Annotated in this window: 24 protein-coding genes and 1 pseudogene; 16 read left to right on the top strand and 9 right to left on the bottom strand. The window is 59.0% G+C overall.

Annotated features, from left to right (window positions below; translation table 11 throughout):
* Positions 1-129 precede the first annotated feature (129 nt).
* Entirely contained in the window at positions 130-558 is a 429-nt protein-coding gene (locus tag BZK31_RS23625) for a DUF2269 family protein (RefSeq protein WP_083185708.1), read from the top strand.
* Positions 559-570: 12 nt separating this feature from the next.
* On the opposite strand, the gene BZK31_RS23630 is transcribed toward BZK31_RS23625, so the two are convergent.
* A complete protein-coding gene (locus tag BZK31_RS23630) occupies positions 571-1,227 on the bottom strand; it encodes a histidinol-phosphatase (protein ID WP_083185709.1) in 657 nt (218 codons plus the stop codon).
* A 142-nt stretch (positions 1,228-1,369) separates the two neighbouring features.
* Between BZK31_RS23630 and BZK31_RS23635 the strand changes: the two genes are divergently transcribed.
* A complete protein-coding gene (locus BZK31_RS23635; protein ID WP_002555745.1) occupies positions 1,370-1,849 on the top strand; it encodes an RNA pyrophosphohydrolase in 480 nt (159 codons plus the stop codon).
* 21 nt (positions 1,850-1,870) lie between these two features.
* A complete protein-coding gene (gene ptsP, locus BZK31_RS23640) occupies positions 1,871-4,150 on the top strand; it encodes a phosphoenolpyruvate--protein phosphotransferase (RefSeq protein ID WP_083185710.1) in 2,280 nt (759 codons plus the stop codon).
* 53 nt (positions 4,151-4,203) lie between these two features.
* Here ptsP and BZK31_RS23645 read toward each other — a convergent pair whose 3' ends face one another.
* Positions 4,204-4,950 (bottom strand): NRDE family protein, encoded by a 747-nt coding sequence (locus BZK31_RS23645; protein WP_083185711.1) that lies wholly within the window; start codon positions 4,948-4,950, stop codon positions 4,204-4,206.
* A gap of 127 nt (positions 4,951-5,077) precedes the next feature.
* Between BZK31_RS23645 and lgt the strand changes: the two genes are divergently transcribed.
* Both lgt and BZK31_RS23655 read left to right on the top strand, forming a co-directional pair.
* Complete coding sequence (gene lgt, locus BZK31_RS23650; protein ID WP_083185712.1) at positions 5,078-5,890, top strand: prolipoprotein diacylglyceryl transferase; 813 nt, start codon at positions 5,078-5,080, stop codon at positions 5,888-5,890.
* Between the two features lie 53 nt (positions 5,891-5,943).
* Positions 5,944-6,915, top strand: a complete 972-nt coding sequence (locus BZK31_RS23655; RefSeq protein WP_083185713.1) for a thymidylate synthase — start codon at positions 5,944-5,946, stop codon at positions 6,913-6,915.
* A gap of 54 nt (positions 6,916-6,969) precedes the next feature.
* Here the strand turns inward: BZK31_RS23655 and BZK31_RS23660 are convergent, their stop codons facing one another.
* Positions 6,970-7,968, bottom strand: a complete 999-nt coding sequence (locus BZK31_RS23660) for a GGDEF domain-containing protein (RefSeq protein WP_083185714.1) — start codon at positions 7,966-7,968, stop codon at positions 6,970-6,972.
* Between the two features lie 134 nt (positions 7,969-8,102).
* On the bottom strand, positions 8,103-9,287 hold the full coding sequence (gene desA, locus BZK31_RS23665; RefSeq protein ID WP_083185715.1) for a delta-9 fatty acid desaturase DesA: 1,185 nt from the start codon (positions 9,285-9,287) through the stop codon (positions 8,103-8,105).
* 155 nt (positions 9,288-9,442) lie between these two features.
* Between desA and dibA the strand changes: the two genes are divergently transcribed.
* From dibA to BZK31_RS23695, 6 genes are all read left to right on the top strand, one after another.
* On the top strand, positions 9,443-11,374 hold the full coding sequence (gene dibA, locus BZK31_RS23670) for a phosphodiesterase DibA (protein ID WP_083185716.1): 1,932 nt from the start codon (positions 9,443-9,445) through the stop codon (positions 11,372-11,374).
* A 205-nt stretch (positions 11,375-11,579) separates the two neighbouring features.
* Entirely contained in the window at positions 11,580-11,762 is a 183-nt protein-coding gene (gene oscA / locus BZK31_RS23675; protein ID WP_024685281.1) for a sulfur starvation response protein OscA, read from the top strand.
* Positions 11,763-11,890: 128 nt separating this feature from the next.
* On the top strand, positions 11,891-12,901 hold the full coding sequence (locus tag BZK31_RS23680; RefSeq protein ID WP_083185717.1) for a sulfate ABC transporter substrate-binding protein: 1,011 nt from the start codon (positions 11,891-11,893) through the stop codon (positions 12,899-12,901).
* Positions 12,902-13,008: 107 nt separating this feature from the next.
* Positions 13,009-13,830, top strand: coding sequence for a sulfate ABC transporter permease subunit CysT (cysT, locus tag BZK31_RS23685; RefSeq protein ID WP_083185718.1), 822 nt, complete (start codon positions 13,009-13,011; stop codon positions 13,828-13,830).
* A gap of 10 nt (positions 13,831-13,840) precedes the next feature.
* Complete coding sequence (gene cysW / locus BZK31_RS23690) at positions 13,841-14,713, top strand: sulfate ABC transporter permease subunit CysW (protein WP_083185719.1); 873 nt, start codon at positions 13,841-13,843, stop codon at positions 14,711-14,713.
* A 2-nt stretch (positions 14,714-14,715) separates the two neighbouring features.
* Positions 14,716-15,696, top strand: a complete 981-nt coding sequence (locus BZK31_RS23695; RefSeq protein WP_083185720.1) for a sulfate/molybdate ABC transporter ATP-binding protein — start codon at positions 14,716-14,718, stop codon at positions 15,694-15,696.
* 211 nt (positions 15,697-15,907) lie between these two features.
* Here the strand turns inward: BZK31_RS23695 and BZK31_RS23700 are convergent, their stop codons facing one another.
* Positions 15,908-16,432 carry an Mpo1 family 2-hydroxy fatty acid dioxygenase gene (locus tag BZK31_RS23700; protein ID WP_083185721.1) on the bottom strand — a complete coding sequence of 175 codons (525 nt, stop codon included), beginning with the start codon at positions 16,430-16,432 and terminating at the stop codon, positions 15,908-15,910.
* 84 nt (positions 16,433-16,516) lie between these two features.
* Between BZK31_RS23700 and BZK31_RS23705 the strand changes: the two genes are divergently transcribed.
* On the top strand, positions 16,517-17,221 hold the full coding sequence (locus tag BZK31_RS23705) for a Crp/Fnr family transcriptional regulator (protein WP_083185722.1): 705 nt from the start codon (positions 16,517-16,519) through the stop codon (positions 17,219-17,221).
* A gap of 28 nt (positions 17,222-17,249) precedes the next feature.
* Here BZK31_RS23705 and BZK31_RS23710 read toward each other — a convergent pair whose 3' ends face one another.
* Positions 17,250-18,242, bottom strand: coding sequence for an AraC family transcriptional regulator (locus BZK31_RS23710; protein ID WP_083185723.1), 993 nt, complete (start codon positions 18,240-18,242; stop codon positions 17,250-17,252).
* A gap of 574 nt (positions 18,243-18,816) precedes the next feature.
* Here BZK31_RS23710 and BZK31_RS23715 point away from each other — a divergent pair.
* The 4 genes from BZK31_RS23715 to BZK31_RS23730 all read left to right on the top strand — a co-directional run bounded on the left by BZK31_RS23715 (position 18,817) and on the right by BZK31_RS23730 (position 22,935).
* Entirely contained in the window at positions 18,817-20,127 is a 1,311-nt protein-coding gene (locus BZK31_RS23715) for an MFS transporter (RefSeq protein ID WP_083185724.1), read from the top strand.
* A 213-nt stretch (positions 20,128-20,340) separates the two neighbouring features.
* The gene (locus tag BZK31_RS23720) at positions 20,341-20,922 is read left to right on the top strand and encodes an alpha/beta hydrolase (RefSeq protein WP_083185725.1); all 582 of its coding nucleotides are present in this window, start codon (positions 20,341-20,343) and stop codon (positions 20,920-20,922) included.
* A gap of 81 nt (positions 20,923-21,003) precedes the next feature.
* Entirely contained in the window at positions 21,004-21,966 is a 963-nt protein-coding gene (locus tag BZK31_RS23725; RefSeq protein WP_083185726.1) for a sigma 54-interacting transcriptional regulator, read from the top strand.
* Between the two features lie 186 nt (positions 21,967-22,152).
* Entirely contained in the window at positions 22,153-22,935 is a 783-nt protein-coding gene (locus BZK31_RS23730; protein ID WP_083185727.1) for a MetQ/NlpA family ABC transporter substrate-binding protein, read from the top strand.
* A gap of 194 nt (positions 22,936-23,129) precedes the next feature.
* On the opposite strand, the pseudogene BZK31_RS30680 reads toward BZK31_RS23730, so the two are convergent.
* From BZK31_RS30680 to BZK31_RS23740, 3 genes and pseudogenes are all read right to left on the bottom strand, one after another.
* Positions 23,130-23,249, bottom strand: a pseudogene (locus BZK31_RS30680) (autotransporter outer membrane beta-barrel domain-containing protein); the annotation flags it as partial.
* A 15-nt stretch (positions 23,250-23,264) separates the two neighbouring features.
* On the bottom strand, positions 23,265-23,882 hold the full coding sequence (locus BZK31_RS23735) for a GAD-like domain-containing protein (RefSeq protein ID WP_083185728.1): 618 nt from the start codon (positions 23,880-23,882) through the stop codon (positions 23,265-23,267).
* Positions 23,883-23,894: 12 nt separating this feature from the next.
* Positions 23,895-24,484 (bottom strand): polymorphic toxin type 15 domain-containing protein (locus BZK31_RS23740; RefSeq protein WP_244182722.1); only part of this gene is annotated, 590 nt, incomplete at its 5' end.

Raw genomic sequence — 24,484 nt, forward strand, 5'->3', positions numbered from 1 at the left:
TTAGGACGGTGGGAGTGGACTTGTCCACGAAGGCTGATGTTCAGGCGCTGCACTTCCAGCGGGTGCATGCCCGGGTTGTATCATCCTGCTGCTAGACTTTAAGGCCTCTAAACGACAGGAATACCGCCGATGGAACCCGTCACCGCCCTCAAAACCCTGCACATTGCCGCGATCACGCTGTTGTTGCTCAGCATTCTGGTGCTGGCCAGTGGCGTCATCAAGGTTCGTCTCGAGGGTGACGCAACGATTCAAAACCGCCTGCTCACGCGGCCCCTGCTGTTTTTCTGGCTGTTGATGGCGGCGTGTCTGGCGATCCTGCCGTTCAGCGGCTGGTGGCTGGTGCATTCGCTGGGCCTGTCGCTGGGACAGACATGGGTGTTGGGTAGCAGCGTGCTGTACACCGTCGGGCTGTTCAGCTGGGTCTGGCTGGTGGCGAGGCTTAATCGTTTACGCCTCGGCTCCAGAACGGACCGGCGCGGTTTCACCTTGGTGCTGGCGGTCGTCAGCGTGGTGAGTTTTGTCGTGATCGCCGGCTTGATGGGGTTCAAACCGGCTTGAGGACCGTTTCGGTCAGGCGCGCAGTGTGATCACCGGCCAGCCGCGTTTTTCGGCTTCGGCCCGCAATTTAGGGTCAGGATCGACTGCCACCGGGTTCGCCACCTGCTCCAGCAGTGGCAGGTCGTTCATCGAGTCACTGTAGAAATAGCTGTCTTCCAGGCTGAATGCATTCTCTTCCAGCCACAGATTGAGCCGCGTCACCTTGCCCTCTCGAAAGCACGGAATGCCGGTGGTACGGCCGGTGTAGCGGCCATCGACCATTTCGCACTCGGTGGCCAGCAGCGTATCGATGCCCAGTTGCGCCACAATGGGGGCGGTCACGAAACGGTTGGTTGCGGTGATCACCACCAGTTTGTCGCCCGCCTCGCGGTGCATAGCGATCAGTTCCATCGCCTTGGGCAGCATGATGGGTTCGATGCAGTCGCGCATGAACTCGCGATGCCATTGTGCCAACTGATCCATTTCGGTATTACCCAGAATCTCCAGCGTGAAGTTCAGGTAATCGGTCATGTTCAGCGTGCCGGCCAGATAATCCTGATAGAACTCATCGTTGCGCGTTTTGTAGGACGCTGCATCGAGGATGCCGCGTTGGCACAGATAATCGCCCCAGGCGTGATCACTGTCACCACCCAGAAGTGTGTTGTCGAGGTCGAATAAAGCCAGGCGCATACGGTTACTCGCTGAATTATCTGAAAAAAGAGTCCAAGAATACGAGGTTTTCACAAGTCTTCACATAAGGTGACAAGCCTCGTTGCTGGTTTGATCGCCTTTGTGGAACAATGCGGCGACATGCGTTTGCGAGGTTGTTGCCGTGATCGACCCCGATGGTTTCCGTCCTAATGTCGGGATTATTCTGACAAACGATGCTGGTCAGGTCCTATGGGCTCGGCGTATCAACCAGGATGCCTGGCAGTTTCCGCAAGGGGGAATCAACCCGCAGGAGACGCCGGAAGACGCGCTTTATCGTGAGTTGAATGAAGAAGTCGGGCTCGAACGACATGATGTGCAAATACTTGCCTGCACCCGGGGCTGGTTGCGCTATCGTCTGCCGCAACGACTGGTCCGCACGCACAGCCAGCCGCTGTGCATCGGCCAAAAGCAGAAATGGTTTCTCCTGCGCCTGATCTCCAACGAGCAGCGGGTGCGGATGGATTTGACCGGTAAACCGGAGTTCGACGGCTGGCGCTGGGTCAGTTATTGGTATCCGTTGGGCCAGGTGGTGACATTCAAGCGCGAGGTGTATCGACGCGCACTCAAAGAGCTTGCCCCGCGCCTGTTATCGCGCGACTGACACGGAGTTCGACCCCGAGCCATGCTCAATACGCTGCGCAAGATCGTCCAGGAAGTTAACTCCGCCAAGGATCTCAAGGCGGCGTTGGGCATTATTGTGTTGCGCGTCAAGGAGGCCATGGGGAGCCAGGTCTGCTCGGTCTACCTGCTCGATGCCGAAGCCAACCGCTTCGTGCTGATGGCCTCCGAAGGCCTGAACAAACGCTCTATCGGCAAAGTCAGCATGGCACCGAATGAAGGCCTCGTCGGCCTGGTCGGTACTCGCGAAGAACCGCTGAACCTCGAAAACGCTGCCGATCACCCTCGTTATCGCTACTTCGCCGAGACCGGTGAAGAGCGCTACGCCTCGTTCCTCGGCGCGCCGATCATCCACCACCGTCGCGTGGTCGGGGTATTGGTGATCCAGCAAAAGGAGCGTCGCCAGTTCGACGAGGGCGAAGAGGCTTTCCTGGTTACCATGAGCGCGCAACTGGCGGGCGTTATCGCTCACGCTGAAGCCACCGGCTCGATCCGCGGTCTGGGTCGCCAGGGCAAAGGCATTCAGGAAGCCAAGTTCGTCGGCGTGGCCGGCTCGCCTGGCGCCGCAGTCGGTGTGGCGGTCGTCATGCTGCCGCCTGCCGATCTTGAAGTGGTTCCGGACAAGACCGTCACCGACATCGCGGCTGAGCTGGCGCTGTTCCAGAATGCGCTGGAAGGTGTGCGCAATGACATGCGCACCTTGTCCGCCAAGCTCGCCACTCAGCTGCGTCCCGAAGAACGTGCTCTGTTCGACGTCTACCTGATGATGCTCGACGATGCCTCGCTGGGCAGCGAAGTCACCAATGTCATCAAGACCGGGCAGTGGGCGCAGGGCGCTCTGCGCTCGGTGGTGAACGAACACGTCAAACGTTTCGAACTGATGGACGACGCCTACCTGCGTGAGCGGGCGTCGGACGTCAAGGACCTGGGCCGCCGTTTGCTGGCCTATCTTCAGGAGGCGCGGCAGCAAGCGCTGGTCTATCCCGACAACACGATTCTGGTCAGCGAGGAGCTGTCGCCGGCCATGCTCGGCGAAGTGCCCGAGGGCAAGCTGGTCGGTCTGGTGTCGGTGCAGGGTTCGGGCAACTCTCACGTTGCGATTCTGGCGCGGGCCATGGGCATTCCCACGGTCATGGGCCTGGTGGATTTTCCGTACTCCAAGGTCGACGGTATTGACCTGATCGTCGACGGCTATCACGGCGAAGTCTTCACCAACCCCAGCGACATTATGCGCAAGCAGTTCGGCAAGGTGGTGGAGGAGGAGCGTCAGCTCTCCCAAGGCCTCGACGCACTGCGCGAACTGCCCTGTGTGACGCTCGACGGGCACCGCATGCCGCTGTGGGTCAACACCGGCCTGCTGGCCGATGTGGCGCGCGCCCAGCAGCGCGGTGCCGAAGGCGTCGGTCTGTACCGCACCGAAGTGCCGTTCATGATCAATCAACGCTTTCCGAGCGAAAAGGAACAGCTGGCGATCTATCGCGAGCAACTGGCCGCGTTCCATCCACTGCCCGTGACCATGCGCAGCCTGGACATCGGCGGTGACAAGGCGCTTTCGTACTTCCCGATCAAGGAAGAAAACCCGTTTCTGGGCTGGCGTGGCATTCGTGTCACGCTCGATCACCCGGAAATCTTTCTGGTTCAGACCCGTGCCATGCTCAAGGCCAGCGAGGGCCTGAACAACCTGCGCATTCTGTTGCCGATGATCTCCAGCACTCACGAGGTCGAAGAAGCGCTGCACCTGATCCACCGCGCCTGGGGCGAGGTGCGTGACGAGGGCACCGATGTGCCGATGCCGCCCGTGGGCGTGATGATCGAAGTGCCTGCTGCGGTTTACCAGACCCGTGATCTGGCGCGTCAGGTGGACTTCCTGTCGGTCGGCTCCAACGACCTGACCCAGTACCTGCTCGCCGTCGACCGCAACAACCCGCGCGTCGCCGACCTCTACGACTACCTGCACCCGGCGGTGCTGCAGGCGCTGCAAAGCGTCGTGCGTGATGCGCATGCCGAAGGCAAACCCGTCAGCATCTGCGGTGAAATGGCCGGTGACCCTGCCGCGGCGGTGTTGTTGATGGCCATGGGCTTCGACAGCCTGTCGATGAACGCCACCAACCTGCCGAAAGTGAAGTGGATGCTGCGTCAGATCAACCTCAGCAAGGCCAAGGACCTGCTGGCTCAGTTGATGACCAACGATAACCCGCAAGTGATCAGCAGCTCGCTGCAGCTGGCGCTGAAGAACCTGGGGCTGTCGAGGATGATCAATCCCGGGTCTGTGAAGGGGCACTAGTCTCTGGCTGAGCGATCACCAGGCGCATGTCCCGGCGCTGATCGCTCTCACGCTCAAACTTTAAGTTCAACCTCGCCCAGCCTGCCGCCATGCGGTCCGAAGCTGTGCTCGATCATCTGGCTGCCGCCATCGGCATTGACGATCAGTACCGTGCTGGCGCGGGTGCCATAATTGGGGCTGGCAATGAAGATGCTGGACAGCAGGCTTTCGGTCGCAAGGCCGACGCCGGTGTCGGGTAATTCGGCCTCGGCGGCGGGCTGCGGGTCGTGCAACAGGTTCAGCAGCGCCTCGGAGGACGGGAATTCCAGTTGCGCGTACAGCGCCGCCCTGGCCCGAAGCAGCTTGGGCCAGGGTGTATTCAGCAGTGCGTTGGAAAGCCCGTAGACGCCTTCGGTCAATAACTGCGGAACAGGGGCGGCCGAGTTCAGGTAATACAAACGGCCTGCATCGCCCACCAGCAGATTGAAGCCCGTGTATTCTCCCGCCCGCGCAGCAATCTCGGTCACGTAACCCTCGGGCGACTGCTCGCCCTTCAGAAACTTCGCCACCAATTCGCCTCGCGAACGCAGACCTGTAGGCTGGCCCGGATCACGAATATTGGTCACGGCGGCAAAACGCCCTTGCGCACCGATGCCCATCCAGGTGCCACCCGCTTCCAGATCCCGGCCGGCGCAGACCTGCGGGGCGTCCTCCCATCGGCTTAGCGGTCGGGTCGGGCGTGCATAAAATTCGTCACGATTGGCCGCCACAATCAGCGGCTGGGAATGGGACGGGCGCCAGGCGAACGCGATCAGACACATCAAGTGCTCCTTTTTTCGGTCACTCTACTCAGCTTTGGTCCCTGGCCGCTAGAGCAACAAGCCGGGCTCCGGTAACATGCCCGCCTGATTCAGTCGCCCGCACGGGCGTTCCAATTGAGGATTCGCAATGCTGCCTTACCCGCAGATTGACCCAGTGGCCGTTGCTATCGGCCCGCTGCAAATTCACTGGTACGGCTTGATGTACCTGGTCGGCATCGGTGGCGCGTGGCTGTTGGCATCGCGCCGCCTGAACCGCTTCGACCCGACCTGGACCAAGGAAAAGCTGTCCGATCTGATTTTCTGGCTGGCCATGGGTGTCATCGTCGGTGGACGCCTGGGTTACGTGCTGTTCTACGACCTGTCAGCTTACATCGCCAACCCACTGCTGATTTTCGAAGTCTGGAAGGGTGGCATGGCCTTCCATGGCGGATTCGTCGGCGTCATGATCGCCGCATGGTGGTTCGGCAAGCGCAACGGCAAGAGTTTTTTCCAGCTCATGGACTTCGTCGCGCCGCTGGTGCCCATCGGGCTGGGTGCCGGTCGTATCGGCAACTTCATCAATGCCGAGTTGTGGGGCAAGCCGACCGATGTGCCGTGGGCCATGGTGTTCCCGCCGTTCAGCGATCCTGCGCAACTGGCGCGTCATCCGTCGCAGCTGTATCAGTTCGCACTGGAAGGTGTGGCACTGTTCATCATTCTCAACCTTTACGCACGCAAACCACGTCCGACCATGGCCATTTCCGGCATGTTCGCGCTGTTTTACGGCATTTTCCGCTTTGTGGTCGAGTTCGTCCGGGTGCCGGACGCCCAGCTGGGCTATCTGGCGTGGGGTTGGGTCACCATGGGGCAGATTCTCAGTCTGCCGATGATCATCGCCGGTCTGGTGATGATCTGGCTGGCCTACAAGCGTGCGCCCGCAGCCACCAACGCTGCGGTTTAAACCTGAAACGCCGGGTGTTCATTTCCCGGCGCATTCAACGATGCAGGTGATTTATGAAGCAATATCTGGAACTGGTCGCTCACGTGATCAAGAACGGGACTCTGCAGTCCAACCGTACCGGCGTGAACACCATCAGTTTTCCGGGTGCGATGCTGCGTTATGACTTGCAGGAAGGGTTTCCGGCGATTACCACGCGCCGCATGGCGTTCAAGTCGGCCATCGGCGAGATGGTCGGATTTCTGCGGGGCGTGAACAGCGCGGCCGAATTTCGTGAACTGGGCTGCAAGGTCTGGGACCAGAATGCCAACGAAAACGCCCAGTGGCTGAATAACCCGTTCCGTAAGGGCGAAGACGATCTGGGCGAAATTTACGGCGTGCAGTGGCGCAAGTGGCCCGCCTACAAGCGTATCGATGCGGGCAATGTGGCCGCCATCGAGCGAGCAGTAGGTGAGGGTTATCGTCAGATTGCCGAGTCCGAAGAAGACGGCCAGGCGTTCGTCGTGCTGTACAAGGCCATCGACCAGATCCGTCAGTGCGTCGACACCATCATCAACGACCCGGGCAGCCGTCGCATCCTGTTCCACGGCTGGAACTGCGCGCAACTCGACGAGATGGCGCTGCCGCCTTGCCACCTGCTTTACCAGTTGCACCCCAACCCGCAAACGCGTGAAATCTCCCTGACGCTCTACATCCGTTCCAATGATCTGGGCCTGGGCACGCCGTTCAACCTGACCGAGGGCGCTGCACTGCTGAGCCTGATCGGCCGCCTGACGGGCTACACGCCGCGCTGGTTCACCTACTTCATCGGCGACGCGCATGTTTACGAAAACCATCTGGACATGCTCAACGAGCAGCTCACCCGCGAGCCGTTCCCGATGCCAAAACTGAAAATTTCCGACCGTGTGCCTGAGTTCGCCAAGACGGGCGTGTACCAACCGGAATGGCTCGAATTGATCGAGCCGTCGGACTTTTCGCTGGAAGGTTACGAGCACCACCCGGCAATGACGGCACCGATGGCGGTGTGAATAGAGAGATCGTGTTCCGGGACGCTCTGTGTCCCGGCGTGATCTAGTAGACGATCAGACCAATACGATCTGATTCTTGCCCTGCCGCTTGGCTTGGTACATCGCCGCGTCAGCGCGGCCGTAGAGGGCCTCCAGGCTGAGGTCATCCTTGGTCAGGTTAGTCAAACCCTGGCTGGCGGTAATGCTGAAGGTGCTGCTGCCGCACTGGAAGCTCTGGCGCTGGATCTCGCGTTGCAGGCGCTCGGCAATCTGCATGGCCATCTCCGGCGCGCAGCCGGGGAAGACCGCCGCGAACTCTTCGCCGCCAATTCGTCCGAACAGATCACCGCGCCTGAGTGCCGAACGGCCGCTTTCGGCTATGCGTTGCAGCACGGTGTCGCCTTCCTGGTGCCCGTAAGTGTCATTGACCAGCTTGAAATCATCGATGTCCAGCAGCAGGAATGCCAGCGGAGTGCCGTTCAGGCGTGCTATCTCGAATTCGCGCTGCGCGCATTCGAAGAAGTGACGGCGGTTGCTGCTCTGGGTCAGTACATCGGTGGTCGCCAGACGTTGCAGTTCATCTTCGAGCTGCTTCTTTTCAGTGATGTCTTCGGCAATGCCCACCACGACCAGACGCTGCGCATCATCAGTCTGACGGCTGACGAAGCATTTATCGCTTAGCCAACGCACTTCGCCATCGGCGCGAATGATCCGGTACTCACGATCCTCGATCGCGCCTTTTTCAATCACTTCGCTCAGGCTGCGCTCTGCGTAATTGAGGTCGTCCGGATAGATGCTGTCGCGCCACTCGCTGTAATCGGCCAGCAGCAGACCTGCCGAGCGCCCGAAGATACGTTCGTACGCCGGACTGACATAGATCATGCGCTGGGTTTCCCAGTCGAACGCCCAGAGCACGGCGTTCACGCTTACCAGCAGCGAGCTGAACAACTGTTCGCGCTCGCTCAGACGCGCAACCTCGGCCTGTGCATGCATCAGGGCCAGCAGGGTTTCAGCGGCGGCGGGCATCTGGACGGTTGTAGCGTTGGGTGAAGCGGTAGGGCTTTGCTTTTCCATAGACCGACATCTCAAGCTGCGTGCGGCTGATGCCACCCGCTCTCCCAATGAGGATGGGAAAGTTGATGAGATAGATTTTCAGGGGGTAAGTTCCGAAACCGGCGCGCCCGCAAGGGGCGCACCGATCAACGGTGTCAGGCGTGAGCCGGGCGAAGCGAGTAGGTTTTCAACTGATCGGCGAAGTCGCGCAGCGACTGAATGCCACTGGCTTCGGCCTCGTGAATCCATTCTTTCATCGCGGACAGCATGTCGTGACCGTTGCTGCTGGTCTTGACCCAGATCTGCTGCAGCGCCAGGCGCTTTTCATAAATCACTTTCAGCGCATGACTGTGCTCCAGCATGGTCTGGATACGCAGGTGATGGCGGTCGTCCAGCAGGCTGGTCTCACGGGAAAGCAGGCGTTTGGCGCGGTGGAACTGGTGACGAACCGACGCATCGGCCTTGGCCAGTTCCTGAGCCACCAACGGGCCGATCACCACCTTGCGGTATTGGGCCATGATCTGGAAGCGGTTGTTGAGGATCGCCATCGCGGTGTCCATGTCCATATGGCCCTTGCCTTCGACCCGATGGGCGATGGGCGCGACACGTTGCACTTTGGCCAGGCGCAGGAAGCTGAACACTTTGATCCATGCCCAGCCCATGTCGAATTCCCACGGCTTGACCGACAGCTTGGCCGAGTTGGGGTAGGTGTGGTGGTTGTTGTGCAACTCTTCACCACCGATCACGATGCCCCACGGCACCAGATTGGTCGCCGCATCACGGCATTCGAAGTTGCGATAACCCACCGCATGGCCCAAGCCATTGACCACACCTGCAGCCCAGAACGGAATCCACATCATCTGGATCGCCCAGACGGTAATGCCGATGGCGCCGAACAGCGCCAGGTCGATGACCGCCATGAGGGCGATACCCAGCATCTTGTAGCGCGAGTACAGATTGCGTTCGATCCAGTCTTCAGGGCAGTTCTTGCCGTAGATGCGCAGCGTGTCCTGATTCTGTGCTTCTTCGCGATACAGTTCGGCGCCTTTACGCAGAACGGTGGACAACCCTTTGACGACCGGGCTGTGCGGGTCATCGGCGGTTTCGCATTTTGCGTGGTGCTTGCGGTGGATAGCCGTCCACTCGCGGGTGTTCTGGGCAGTGGTCAGCCACAGCCAGAAACGGAAGAAATGCTTGAGCCCCGCGTTGAGTTCCAGGGAGCGGTGGGCTGAGTAGCGGTGCAGATAGACCGTGACGCCGACAATCGTCACATGGGTCATGGCCAGTGTGACTGCTATTACCTGCCAGACGGAAAGGTCGAGCAAACCGTTGTACCACATAGGCTGTTTGGCCCTCGTTGAGACACTCGTGAAGAAAAAAGTAACAACTGCATTATCACTGACATCCCACAGAAAACCAGTCACGCTTTTAGATAAGAGTCGCAGGATGTTTCTTGCTTTATAATTCCGCCCTTTCATAAGTTTTGAGTTTTCTTATGACGGACTCTACTGGCGGAGCCCTCAGGACGGCCATTCTGTATGGCGTACTGTCCGTTTTGTGGCTGCTGGCCTGCGACTGGCTGTTGCCCGTTTTCATCGAAGAACCGGCTCGGTTGAGCATTTTGCAGGGCGTAGCCGGTTATGGGTGGGTGCTGATGAGCGCGATCATGCTCTTCGTTGCGCGTGACCGTCTGATGAAAGCCATAAGCGGCAAGGCACTGTCCGAGCGTACGCAAGAGGACCATGACCGCTTACGGCTGGCTGCGGCGGTGTTCGACAGCACCCTCGAAGGCGTGCTGGTCAGCGATGCCAAGGGCAACATCGTTCACGTCAATCGGGCCTTTGTCGACATCACCGGTTATCAGCCCGAAGAAGTGCTGGGCTTCAACCCCAGCAAGTTCCAGTCCGGCCGCCACGGGCCTGAATTCTATCGGCAGATGTATCGCTCGATCCTCAGCGCCGGACAATGGAGTGGCGAAATCTGGAACCGGCGCAAAAGCGGCGAGGTGTACCCGCAGTGGCAGACCATTCGCAGTATCAAGGACGATGACGGTCAAACGAAGAATTTCGTCGCAGTGTTTTCCGACATCACGGCCATCAAGCGTTCCGAGCGCGAGCTGGCACAACTGGCTCATTACGACGCGCTGACCGGCCTGCCCAATCGCCTGCTGCTTACTGACCGGATCAGTCAGGCGCTGACCTCCGCACGATCCAGCAAGCGCGGCTGTGCCTTGTTGCTGATCGATCTCGACCATTTCAAGAACATTAATGACAGCCTGGGCCATAACGTCGGCGATGAAGTGCTCAAGGCGGTCACCGGGCGACTCAAAGGTGTCATCGAAAGCGACATGACTCTGGCCCGGCTGGGCGGCGACGAGTTCGCTCTGCTGGTCAAAAACTCCCGGCAGGTGGTGCAGGCCGCCGCGCTGGCGCAGCAGGTCATCGAGGTGCTCAAGGCACCATTTTCCGTCGGCGGGCAGCAACTGTTCATCACTGCCAGCCTGGGCATCAGCCTGTTTCCCGGCGACGCGCTGACGGACGAGCAACTGCTGCGCAACGCCGATTCGGCACTGTTCAAGGCCAAGAGCAGCGGCCGTGACGGTTATGCGCTGTACACCGAAGAGCTGACCGCTCATGCCCGTCAGCGCGTGCATCTGGCCAGCGAGTTGCGTGGCGCCATCGAACGCGAGGAGTTACGTGTCTTCTATCAGCCGGTTCACGACCTGGCCAGCCGCCGCATCGTGGGTGTCGAGGCGCTGGTGCGCTGGCAGCATCCGACGCGTGGCATGGTGTCGCCAGGTGAGTTCATTCCGGTGGCCGAACAGAGCGGACTGATCGCCGATATCGACGCCTGGGTACTGGAGTCGGCGTGTCGCCAGATGCAGCGCTGGCAGGCCTGCGGCGTTCCGATCGCCTTCGTGGCCGTCAACGTTTCCAGCCGGTTGTTCAGCGCTGGCGATATGGATCGTCAGGTGGGCCGGGTGTTACATGAAACCGGGCTCGATCCCGCTCTGCTGGAGCTGGAGGTGACGGAAAGCGCAGTGATGGAAGATCCCGAGCAGGCCATCGAGCAATTGCATAGGCTGCGCGACCTGGGGCTGAGCCTGGCCATCGATGACTTTGGGACCGGCTATTCGTCATTGCTCAGGCTCAAACGGATGCCGGTCCAGAAGCTGAAGATCGATCAGGGCTTCGTGGCCGGGCTGCCGGGCGACGACGATGACATCGCAATTGTGCGAGCGGTCATCGCGCTGGCCAGCAGCATGGGCATGCGCGTGCTGGCAGAAGGAATCGAGCATCCGGAGCAGGCGGCCTTTCTGTTCGACAATGGTTGCGAGCTGGGGCAGGGCTACTGGTTTGCCCGTCCGCTGCCGCCGGAATCGATTGACTGGACGCATGCGCCGGCCTTCTCCACTGGCGCGTTCTGAAAGGCGCAAGGTCGCCTGTGGCCTGAGCTGGCAGGACGTGCAACGCGTCTTGTTGGAGCGGCTCGCTGGTTAATTTCTTTTGGTTATATCTGCATTCTTAAATAGTCTTTTTAAGAATATCCGCACCTCACTACTATTGCTCTATCGCCACATGCCAGCGGCTCGGTCGCGATGGCTGGCTTCTCACATTTCAAGGAATACGATTATGAGCGCATCTCTACGTAGTGTTGACGGTCAGGACGAAGCAGCGATTCTGCGTGAGATTCAGAGTGCGTTGCGTGACCTGCGTTTTGGCGCCGTCGAAATCACCGTGCATAACGCACAAGTGGTGCAGATCGAACGCAAAGAGAAATTCCGTTTGCAGAACCCTGCCAACAAGCCGAGCTGAGTCTGAGCTGGGCGAAACAGCGGAACCCGATGTACCCGTGACAAGCAGCGCGCCCGAGCGACATCGCTCGGGCGTGCGACGAAGAAATCAAAAAAAGCCGACACACAGAATTTCCAGGAGCTTCACCTATGTTCATTCGCCGTTTTGCCCTGGCCGCCCTCGCCAGCGCGGTATTCGCAGGTTCCGCTGTTGCCAAGGATTACGAACTGCTCAATGTGTCGTACGACCCGACGCGTGAGCTGTATCAGGAATACAACGCCGAGTTCGCCAAGCACTGGAAACAGGCCCACCCCGATGACACCGTGACCATCAAGCAGTCTCATGGTGGGTCTGGCAAACAAGCCCGTGGCGTGATCGACGGTCTGCGTGCCGATGTCGTGACCCTGGCCCTGGCCGGTGACATCGATGAAATCGCCAGGCTGGGCAAGACGCTGCCTGAAAACTGGCAGACCCGTCTGCCGGACGCGAGCACGCCTTACACGTCCACCATCGTGTTCCTGGTGCGCAAGGGCAATCCAAAGGGCATCAAGGACTGGGGCGACCTGATCAAGAAAGACGTCTCTGTCATCACGCCCAACCCGAAAACCTCGGGCGGCGCGCGCTGGAATTTCCTGGCCGCCTGGGCCTATGGCTTGAAAGCAGGTCACGGTGACGAAGCCAAGGCCAAGGAATACGTGCAGGCCCTGTTCAAACGCGTGCCGATTCTGGACACCGGCGCACGCGGCTCGACCATCACGTTCGTCAACAACGGTCAGGGTGACGTGCTGCTGGCTTGGGAAAACGAAGCGTTCCTGGCGCTGAAAGAAGACGGTGGCGCGGACAAGTTCGATATCGTCGTGCCGTCGCTGTCGATCCTCGCCGAGCCGCCAGTGGCGGTCGTTGACAAGAACGCCGAGAAGAAGGGCAATACCGCTGTCGCGACCGAGTACTTGAAGCACTTGTACAGCAAGGAAGGTCAGGAGATTGCCGCGAAAAATTTCTATCGTCCACGTGACGCGCAAGTCGCTGCCAAGTACGAGAAGCAATTCCCCAAACTGGACCTGGTGACTATCGACAAAGACTTCGGCGGCTGGAAGACTGCGCAGCCGAAGTTTTTCAATGACGGCGGCGTGTTCGACCAGATTTATCAAGCGCAGTAAACCGAGTGAAGATACCGCTTCAGCCTGAGCGGGCGCGGTATCTTCATGGCAGGTCAAGCAGCCCGGATCACCCTCCGGGCTTCGTGCAAGTAAAACCAAGGACTTCTATGTCGCGTCGTATCTCCCCCGTCATACCCGGCTTCGGGCTGACGCTGGGCTACACCTTGGTGTACCTCAGTCTGATTGTGCTGATACCGCTGGCCGCCATGTTCGTACATGCCGCACAGCTCACCTGGGATCAGTTCTGGACCATCATCACCGCGCCGCGAGTGATTGCGGCGCTCAAGCTGAGCTTCAGTACCGCGTTCTATGCAGCCGTCATCAATGGCGTGATCGGTACGCTGCTGGCCTGGGTGCTGGTGCGCTACACCTTTGCTGGCCGCAAGGTCATCGATGCGATGATCGACCTGCCATTCGCCCTGCCGACCGCCGTGGCCGGTATCGCCTTGACGGCGCTGTATGCGCCCAACGGCTGGGTCGGGCAGTTCGCCACCGACCTGGGGTTCAAGATCGCCTACACCCCGCTTGGCATTACGCTTGCGCTGACCTTCGTGACGCTGCCCTTCGTGGTGCGCACGGTTCAGCCGGTGCTGGCCGATATTCCGCGTGAAGTCGAGGAAGCCGCCGCCTGTCTGGGTGCCCGTCCCTTGCAGGTGTTTCGCCACATCCTCGTTCCCGCGCTGTTGCCTGCCTGGCTGACCGGTTTCGCCCTGGCGTTTGCCCGAGGCGTGGGCGAGTACGGCTCGGTCATCTTCATCGCTGGCAACATGCCGATGAAGACCGAGATCATGCCGCTGCTGATCATGGTCAAACTCGATCAATACGATTACACCGGCGCGACCTCCATTGGCGTTCTCATGCTGGTGGTTTCCTTCATTCTGTTGCTGCTGATCAACCTGCTGCAGCGGCGCATCGAAACCCCATCCTGAGGAGGCGAGCATGTCATATTCATCGGTTTCCGCTGCAGCCTCCGCCAACGACGCACGTCGTGGCAATGCGGTTGCGCGGCGTGTCCTGATCGGGCTTGGCTGGCTGATCTTCGTTCTGTTTCTGGGGCTGCCGCTGTTCATCGTGGTGTCCCAAGGCCTGAAGAACGGGCTGGGCGCGTTTCTCGAAGCGGTGCTTGAGCCCGACGCGCTGTCGGCGCTCAAGCTGACGGTTATCGCCGTGCTGATTTCGGTACCGCTCAACCTGGTGTTCGGCGTCAGCGCCGCGTGGTGTGTGAGCAAGTACTCGTTCCGCGGCAAGAGCATTCTGGTCACCCTGATCGACCTGCCGTTCTCGGTCTCGCCGGTCATCGCCGGTCTGGTCTACGTGCTGATGTTTGGTGCCCAGGGCCTGTTCGGGCCGTGGTTGCAGGATCACGACATCCAGATCGTCTTCGCCCTGCCGGGCATCGTGCTGGCAACTATCTTCGTGACCGTGCCGTTCGTGGCGCGTGAGCTGATCCCGCTCATGCAGGAGCAGGGCACGCAGGAAGAAGAGGCAGCGCGCCTGCTGGGTGCCAACGGCTGGCAGATGTTCTGGCACGTTACGGTGCCCAACATCAAATGGGGCCTGATCTACGGCGTGGTGCTGTGTACCGCGCGGGCGATGGGTGAGTTCGGCGCGGTGTCGGTGGTGTCCGGTCACATCCGCGGCGTCACCAACACGCTGCCGCTGCACGTCGAGATCCTCTACAACGAATACAACCACGTCGCAGCCTTCGCGGTGGCGAGTCTGTTGCTGGTCCTGGCGCTGTTCATCCTGCTGCTCAAGCAGTGGAGCGAATCCCGCATTAACCGTCTGCGCCAAAGCGCGGCGGAGGAATAATCATGTCGATCGAAGTCCGTAACGTCAGCAAGAACTTCAACGCCTTCAAGGCCCTGAACAGCATCAATCTGGACATCCAGAGTGGCGAACTGGTCGCCTTGCTTGGCCCGTCGGGCTGCGGTAAGACCACCTTGCTGCGCATCATCGCCGGCCTGGAAACCCCGGACGCCGGTAGTATCGTGTTCCACGGTGAAGACGTGTCCGGCCACGACGTGCGTGATCGCAACGTCGGGTTCGTGTTCCAGCACTACGCGCTGTTTCGTCACATGACGGTGTTCGACAACGTTGCCTTCGGCCTGCGCATGAAGCCCAAGCGCGAGCGTCCGAACGAGACGCGTATCGCCGAAAAAGTCCATGAACTGCTGAACATGGTGCAACTGGACTGGCTGGCCGACCGGTATCCGGAGCAGCTTTCCGGCGGTCAGCGCCAGCGCATCGCCCTGGCTCGCGCTTTGGCGGTAGAGCCTAAAGTGCTGCTGCTTGATGAGCCGTTCGGAGCGCTGGATGCCAAGGTGCGCAAGGAGTTGCGTCGCTGGCTGGCACGTCTGCACGAAGACATCAACCTGACCTCGGTGTTCGTGACCCACGATCAGGAAGAAGCCATGGAAGTGGCGGACCGGATCGTTGTCATGAACAAGGGTGTGATCGAGCAGATTGGCTCCCCGGGCGAGGTCTATGAGAACCCGTCCAACGATTTCGTCTATCACTTCCTGGGTGATTCCAACCGCCTGAGTCTGGGTGATGATGGCCATGTGCTGTTCCGGCCGCATGAAGTGTCGCTGTCGCGTCAGGAACTGGAAGACCACCACGCCGCTGAAGTACGCGATATCCGACCGCTTGGCGCGACCACGCGGGTCACGCTGAAAGTCGAAGGGCAGGGCGAGCTGATCGAGGCCGAAGTGGTCAAGGATCACGACAGTCTGGTGGGCCTGGCGCGAGGTGAAACGCTGTTCTTCAAGCCCAAGGTCTGGCAGAAGTTGTAACAACTGACTGATCCGCGAACGACCCGGTACATCCGTCGAGGATGCAGCGCATCAAATGCAGCCTTCGCGGACGAGTCCGCTCCCACGGGAGTGATCAGCGCCCCTGATCGAAGGATCGGGCGGTCTGTGGGAGTGGACTTGTCCGCGAATAACCCGGTATATCCGCCACAGAGGCAGCTGAGCTTGCTCGCCGTTGCCCGATAGCGCGGCGTTAAACCGCAGCTTTGCGCGCGTTGCGGCCCACCGGGCCTGCACGTTGTTCGATGGCGTGCTGCAAGGGTTTGAGCAGGCCCATCAAAAATGCCAGTTCGGCCACCACGAACAGCGGCCCGATGATCAGCCCGGTGATGTCGTCGATGAACGCCGGTTTACGGCCTTCGTAATAATGGCCGATGAACTGAATGATCCAGCCGATCACGAACAACCCCACACCCGCACTCAGCCAGACCATCGTAGTCTGCTGCGCCAGATTCGCCCCCGTCCAGATGCACAAGGCCAGCAGGACCGCCATCACCACGCCCAGTATGCGATCCAGCCGCAGGTAAAAGACCGTGGAGGCCAGCGTTACCAGCGCTGCGGGGGAGATCCACAGGCCGCCGACCCACCAGCCTGGACGTGACAGCAAAACGGCAACGGCCAGCACAATCAGCGGAATACCTATGAAGTGGGTCACGATATTGCGCGAATCGCGGTGATAGGACGCATATTGGCTGAGATGATCGACAAGGTTTTTCATTATTATTCCTGCCTGAAGCGCTGATCGGGTCTGATCACCGTAGCGCTTTTGCACTACGACTGCCTGGGAAATGAGGGAGCAAACATGACAAATGGAACGTTATGGCGGTCACGATTGCTGTCCGATTACTGGTTTTGCCATTTGCCTGCCGGTTTGCAGGATAGCCTGCTTGACGCGGCTTTCCAGGTTCGCCGGACGCCGGGCAAGCGGCTGTTCGCCAAGGGCGATTCACCCTGCGGCCTTTACGTGCTGCTCGAAGGCAGCGTGCGCATGGGCGACGCGGGCGAGCAGCGACTGACGCCCCGGCTGGAGCCGGTTCGCCTGCCGTACTGGTTCGGCGAAGTGTCGCTGTTCGATGGGCTGCCGCGCCGACTCGATGTGGTGTCACTGGACCACTCCATCTTTTTACATGTGCCTCAAGACATCCTGATTGAACTGCTCGAACAGCATCCTTGGTACTGGTCTTCGGTCGCCGGCCTGCTCGGTCAGAAGCTCGGACTGCCTATTCTGCTGGCCGACAAGTGGGGCCAACTGCCAGCCCGCGCCCGGGTTGCCTGGCGATTGCTGATGCTGTGCGAAGGCTACGGACCCTTGAGCCATGCGCGTAGGCTGATCACCTTCTATGAGATTCAGCCAGGCCCAGACCTGTCTTCATCCGACGTACAGAAAGTGCTGCGCGACTTGCACGAACGCAGGATCGTGCGGCTTTGTGACGGGCAGCTTGAAGTGTTTGATGTGGTCAGGCTGCGCAAGGTGGCGAACTTTTCCAAGGCCAGCGCGGTGTGTTGATCCTCGTTTTGCTGCTCATGACCGGGCGCTAGCGCATCAAATCGTTGCGATACTGCCCAGGCGTCATGCCGGTCCAGCGTTTGAATGCGCGGCTCAGGCTGTCGGTATCGGAAAAGCCCAGCAGATACGCCACTTCGCTCAGCGAACTGTGCGGGTCGTTCATGTGCAGCAGTGCCAGGTTCTGGCGGCATTGATTGAGCAGCAGGTCGTAGCGGCAACCTTCATCGGCCAGGTGTCGTTGCAGGCTGCGCGGACTCAGGTGCAGGGCTTCGGCGATGCTTTCGGCAGAAGGCTCGCCGTCCGGCAGCAGCGTCTCGATGGCCGAGCGTACGCGCTGTTCCCAGATCAGCGACGGCAAGGGCTCAGCATTCGGCACTTGTTCGCTTAGCACTATCGGGCCGTCGTCCAGATGACTGTCGAAATCATCGCAGGCAAATTCCAGCAGATTTTCCTGCGCCGAGAAGAACAATGGCGCTCGGAACAGCTCGTGCCAGGGCTGCGGATAGTCAGGGGCCGGTCGACGCAGGTGGAGGGCCAGCGGCGCGTAGTTTCTGCCCAGCCGGTTTCGACAGGTACGCACGTAAATGGCCGCAAAGGCATCCAGCAGTTCATGGGTTGGCAACTGGCAGGACGGCGGGGCACTGAAGCGGAATTCGTAACGCTCGCCGACCGATCGGAAATCCAGCTCCAGCGAATCCTCGGCCATCGAGTGATAACGCACGATTCGTTCGAACACCTCGCGCAGTGAGCCGCTGGCCACCAGCGTGTAACCCAGTGCATGAAACGTGGTGGGGCTGACGAAGCGCGAAACGCGCAGGCCGAGCGCCGGATCCTGGCTGGCTTGCACGGCCAGTTGCCAGAGCTTCGCGGTGGCATCGGCTGTAAAGGTTGCATCGGGGTCGTTTAGCGATTGCGGATCAATACCTGCTGCCTGGCACAGCTCGGTGCTGTTCAGGTCAAGCGCATCCAGTTGCTTGCGCAACGCACGGGTCCAGCTGGCGAGGCTGCTTGGCTCTGGCATGCGGGCGACCCTTCCTGTCATAGGTTGGCATTACAACGTCGGTCTGTACCGATAAGGCATCAAGTGGCACTCCGTTGCCTGACGCCGCAATCAGAGAATGAAAGCATTTATGACATTTTTGCAAGCGCGGCCTGACTGAATGCAGCGTCTGGCGCAGTGCTGACGTGTGAAGTCTGCACTACGCCAAGTCATCGTATGACGCCGTATGCGTAAAGGGCTACATGGAGCGGGCTAGACCACTCCATTGGCGGCTTCTCGAAGCACTTTTTGCCAATTGACACGATCATGGCAAATGACTATAAATGCGCCATGTTGTACTACAACATACGGCTTAGAAAAAATTGCAACTATAAAAATAATTCCAAGAGTAACAAAGCTCATGTCCCGTGCTCGCTTTCTGCTTCAGGAAAAATCTTTCTCGCTTGAAAATTCCGCAATTTCGCCGGTAATTCGCTACTCACGTAGCAAAAATCCTGTTTCAGCATCTGTAACCTGACGTTACAAAAATCCAGCCGCCCCTCGGTTCAGGCTGCGGGACGCTCGTCGCCAATCCAAGAATAAGCAGGGTGAAGAGATGAAAGTAAAAGGCATTCGGTGGTGGATGGTCGGACTGGTCACAGCCGGGCTGGTCGTCAACTATCTGGCTCGCAACACGCTGTCTGTCGCAGCGCCGACGCTCATGAGTGAGTTGAGTATCTCGACCGAGCAGTACGCGCACATCGTGGTCGCCTGGCAGATGTGCTACGCGTTGATGCAGCCGATTGCGGGCTACATCATTGACGCCATCGGCACCAAGATGGGTTTCGCGATCTTCGCCGTGGCCTGGTCCGCAGCCTGCGCGGCGGCTGCCTTTGCTACCGGCTGGCAGAGCTTGGCGATCTTTCGCGGCCTGCTCGGGCTGACCGAAGCCGCGGGCTTGCCGGCAGGCGTAAAAGCCACCACCGAATGGTTTCCGGCCAAGGAACGCTCGGTGGCCATCGGCTGGTTCAACATCGGCTCATCCTTCGGCGCGTTGCTGGCGCCTCCACTGGTGGTGTGGGCGATTCTGCAAAGCGGCTGGGAGCTCGCGTTCCTGATCGTCGGTGGCCTGGGCATTATCTGGAGCGGCCTGTGGCTGCTGCTGTACAAGCATCCGCGCGATCAGAAGCGCTTGAGCGATACCGAGCGCGATTACATTCTCAGCGGTCAGGAAGCACGTCTCAAGGACGCGCCTGCGCAGAAAGGCAGCTGGAAGCGGCTGTTCAAGAATCGTAACTTCTACGCCATCGCTTCGGCGCGGATTCTGTCAGAGCCCGCGTGGCAGACGTTCAATGCCTGGATTCCGCTGTACCTGATGACCGAGCGGCACATGAACATCAAAGAAGTCGCGATGTTCGCCTGGTTGCCGTTTCTAGCTGCTGACATCGGCTGCGTCCTGGGCGGCTACCTCAGCCCGCTGTTCCACAAATACTGCAAGGTTTCGCTATTCACCTCACGCAAGATGGTTATGCTGTTCGGCTGTTCCTGCATGATCGGCCCGGCCTGTATCGGTCTGGTTGAAAGCCCGTACACCGCGATTGCCCTGTTGTGCATCGGCGGTTTCGCTCACCAGACCCTGTCCGGCGCGCTGTACTCGATTACGTCGGATTCGTTCGGCAAGAACGAAGTCGCGACGGCGACTGGCATGGGCGGAATGTTCGGCTTCCTTGGCGCGGCCGCGTTCACCATGGTGTTCGGCGTACTGGTCACCAAGATCGGCTACAGCCCACTGTTCGTAGTGCTGGCAATCTTCGACGTGATCGCGGCGATCGTGGTGTGGACCGTGGCGCGTGAAGTCACTCAGAAAGACGAGCCTGCACGTGTGGATGCGATGGAACCTGGCAATCGGCCCGTTCCGGCGACCTGATGCGCCGTCGTATTGCTGTCATGAAACCCGGTTAATCTTTGCTCAATGAGGTTTTATATTCAGGGTCGTTCCTTCAAGGCAGGGAGCGGCCCTTTTTTTGTCTGTGATTTGATATTCTTTTTGGGAATTAATAAATATCTTCTTATTCCTTAACGAATATATGTTCGATCCCTATACTCGCCCCATGAACGCATACGTGCAGGAGGCGAATCCATGCATAACGAGTCGATCCGGTACCTGATCCTGCCAGGATGGCAAGGATCTCCTGATGATCATTGGCAAACCCACTGGCAGAACAGCCTGCCTAACAGTGTGCGTGTGGAGCAGGCCGACTGGCTGAAACCGCGTCGCGAAGACTGGGTGGGTGAACTGCAGCGCACGATTGCCGCGCAGGACACGCCCGTGATCCTGATCGCTCACAGCCTGGGTTGTGTCACTGTCGCGCATTGGGCGCAGCTTGCGCCACTGGAAACCCTGCGTCAGGTGCAGGGCGCGCTGCTGGTCGCCCCGGCGGACGTCGAGCGGCCGAACTGCCCGCCCGCTTTGCGTAATTTCGCGCCGATGCCGACCGACCTGCTGCCGTTTCCGACCCAGATCGTCAGTTCTGACAATGACCCGGCCGTCAGTTCGCAGCGGGCGTTGGAAATGGCCCGTCATTGGGGCGCCGAACTGGGCTTCCTGAGTGAGGCCGGGCACATCAACGTCAAATCAGGTCATCAGCGCTGGGAGCAGGGTTTCGCCTATCTCTACCGCCTGCAAAATCGTCTGGAGCAACACGCGCGCCGTCGCGCATGACCGGATTGCCTTGTTATGCGGGCCATCTGGCCCCGTTTTTTTAACGCTTGAGACCGTGCGCGGCTCGGGCGGGAGTGCGTCATGAGTCTTCACGAAACCTTCGGTCAGCCGCTGCTGACATTCCCCGAATCCGACAAAAGCCCTCTGAGCATTCGCGCCAAAGCGCTGGTGTTCATCGATCCTCGCTCGCGTCAGTTGCGCGAAGAAATGGAGCAACTTGCGCCGCGTGCGCTGCCGGTGCTGATTCGTGGCGAATCCGGCACCGGTAAAGAGTTGCTGGCCCGGCACATCCACCGCGCCAGCGACCGTTCCGGTCTGTTCGTGTCTGTGAACTGCGGCGCAATCAGCCCGACCTACGCTGATGCCGAGCTGTTCGGCTATGCCGCTGGCGCGCACAGCGGTACGGTCAGCAGCCGTGCGGGCTGGTTCGGTTCGGCCAATGGCGGCACCTTGTATCTGGATGAGATCGGCGACCTGCCGTTGCCGATTCAGGTGAAGTTGCTGGCGGCGCTGGAGAATCATGAAGTGACGCGTGTTGGCGCACATCAACCGAGTCCGGTCGATGTGCGCCTCGTCGCGGCCACCAGTATCGATCTGGCGCTGGCCGTGAAGGCTGGAAAATTCCACGAACGGCTCTATCACTATTTGAGCGAGGGACGGCTCGACCTGCCTGCACTGCGTGAACAGCCGGGCAATATCCTGCCACTGGCCGAGTATTTCGTCGGCATCTACAGCCAGCGTCTGAATCTGCCGGTCCAGCTCATCAGCGAAGCCGCCCAGCGCACACTCGAAGCGCACAACTGGCCCGGTAACACGCGGGAGCTGGAGAACGTGATCCATTTTGCGCTGTTGGTCAGTGGGGGTGACGAGATTCAATCCGAAGACATTCATTTGCCAGAGGCGGCGGGCCCACTGACTCAGATCCAACGCCAGACCGAGCAGCTCATTGCCGCTGGGGAGCCCGAGCAGCTTGCGGCGCTCAAGCATTTGCTGGAGAACGTGACCGAACGGCTGCAACGCACTACCGTAAAACCCTTGTCATAGAGCGCTGACAGCAGAACGGTTGATCATTTCGAGCGAAAAAGCATAAGCATTTGCTTAAAAAGTATTTTCTCGGAATAAAAAACATCGGTAATGTCAGCATGATGTCGCGGTGCAGGACAGCGCTGCGGCAAACCACTGAAAAAGCGTCATTTTTTGTGACGCTCACGGCTTCGCTAAGGACCTTGCATGAAAAAGACGTTATTGATGGCTGCTCTGGCGGCTGCGTTCTCGGTTGGCCTGGCTCACGCCGGTGAAAAACTGGTCGTAGGCGCTACGCCTGTGCCGCACGCAGAGATCCTTGAGCTGATCAAGCCGACCCTGGCCAAGGAAGGCGTGGATCTGGAGATCAAGGTCTTCACTGACTACGTTCAGCCGAACGTGCAGTTGAACGAAAAGCGTCTGGATGCCAACTACTTCCAGACCAAGCCTTATCTGGACGGCTTCAACAAGGGCAAAGGCGCCAAGCTGGTGACTGGCGTTGGCGTGCACGTCGAACCGTTCGGCGGCTATTCCAGCAAGTACAAGACCCTGGCCGAGTTGCCTGAAGGCGCGACCGTTGCCATTCCCAATGAAGGCAGCAACGCCGGTCGTGCCTTGCTCCTGCTGCAGAAGGGCGGTCTGATCACCCTGAAAGACCCGACCAATGCCTTGGCTACGCCGAAAGACATCGCCACCAACCCGAAGAAACTGAAGTTCCGCGAACTGGAATCGGCTGTATTGCCGCGTGCGCTGGGTCAGGTTGACCTCGCCATGATCAACACCAACTACGCGCTGGAAGCCAAGCTCAACCCGAAAAAGGACGCACTGATCATCGAAGGCGCGGACTCGCCATACGTTAACTTCCTGGTCACCCGTGAAGACAACGCCAAAAGCGACGCGATCCAGAAACTGTCCAAGGCCCTGACCAGCCAGGAAGTGAAAGACTTCATCAACAAGAAGTACGACGGCGCGGTATTGCCGGCGTTTTGATGGCTGGTTGATCACACAAACGTCAGCGCCTGGACGCACAGCGTCCCGAGCGGCATGCCAACGATCATGTTTCAGTCTCACCCTGATCGTTCCTCACGCTCCGCGTGTAAATGCCGCCCGGGACGCTCCGCGTTCCAAATGGATCTGACGACGCAGACAGCTCGTCGGTGCAGATCAATGCACGTGCGTACGGCTCAAAACGCCAACGTCACCCGCGCATTCAGCGTTTGGTCAGTCGTGTCGTTGCCGATCTGTCCGTTGTAGCTCACGCCCACGCTCAGTCGCTCGTTCAATCCCAGGTCCACACCGGCGCCCCATCACAACAATGATCAGACTTCAGGAAAGCCCCAATCCTGAAGCGGCGAAAGCTGAGAAAGAAATTCAAGATGCTCGATGACTTTAACCTTTTGAAGATTGTTCAGTTCTATCGGCCCGCCAAGGGCAAGAGCCGGTACGAAGCCATACATCTCATCTATATCAAGCAAACCCAGCTTTTTCAAAGCGCGTTCAAATAAATTATCTAGGTCATTACGTTCTGGCTGCATTGTTGAAAAAAATAATTGCACACCGAAATCAAAATTGCTGCGATTCAAAAAAGTAGAGCTATTAGAGTAGCGCGACATGTAGCTAGTAACTGACAAACTATTAGCACTGTTTTCTCCCCATAGGTAAAGTTGTCCAAATGCACTGCGCGCGATCACATGATATGTATCGCGTTCCAAAAGTCCTGTGCCTGCAAGCCAATAATCGAGGACGGGCTCGTAATCCTGAGGATTGACAGTCCAAAATAACCCCTTCGCATATCCGCACCAACCGTAATCGTTCCAATACTGTAACAATTGAGCAGGCAGCTTACCCTCATACCGCTTAACACTCGAGAGCGGCACTACTTGAGTACTAATTGCAGGGCCAAACTTTTTATAAAAGAAAGCATAATCTTCATCCACGGTCAGTCCTCCTTATCTGCATCGCTCAAGACGGGCGTGAATGTTTGTCGTATTACGAAGCGCGTCAGGTATCTGGCTAGCGGCATTGTCTAACCCTCCTATACGACTGGACCATTGGGGCCCAATACTCGAATTAATACGTCGATCTCCCAGATCATTAATAACATCTTTACCGCCAGCAATCATGTCTGGATTATGCAGTGCTGCCAATGTCGTCATTTTTTGTGAAACCATTTTCTTTGCTTCGTGTTCTGCCTCCTCCAGACCAGCGCCATTTAGCCTCAACATACTTGTGATCCTCGCCTCCATTTCGAGGGTGAGCACCTTACGTGCATCCTCTGCTACTTTCGGATCACGAGTGGCATTACCGTTCTTAAACGCCTTCCGCCCCTTCAAATACTCATCCACCGTCAGATCATTCAACCCCTTCTGCTGACCCGCCAACTGCCGGTCGAACTCCGGAATCCGATCAAAGTGTTTCGGGCTCACATTGAAGCATGGCACCTTGTGCTCGGGCATGCCTGACCCTTTTTTCGATGGAGGCTGGTCGGGTTGCCGAGGGGGAGGCGCTGCGGGTTGCTCATCATGGCCCGGTGCGCCTC

It is taken from the genome of Pseudomonas floridensis (assembly GCF_002087235.1).
Taxonomy (GTDB): domain Bacteria; phylum Pseudomonadota; class Gammaproteobacteria; order Pseudomonadales; family Pseudomonadaceae; genus Aquipseudomonas; species Aquipseudomonas floridensis.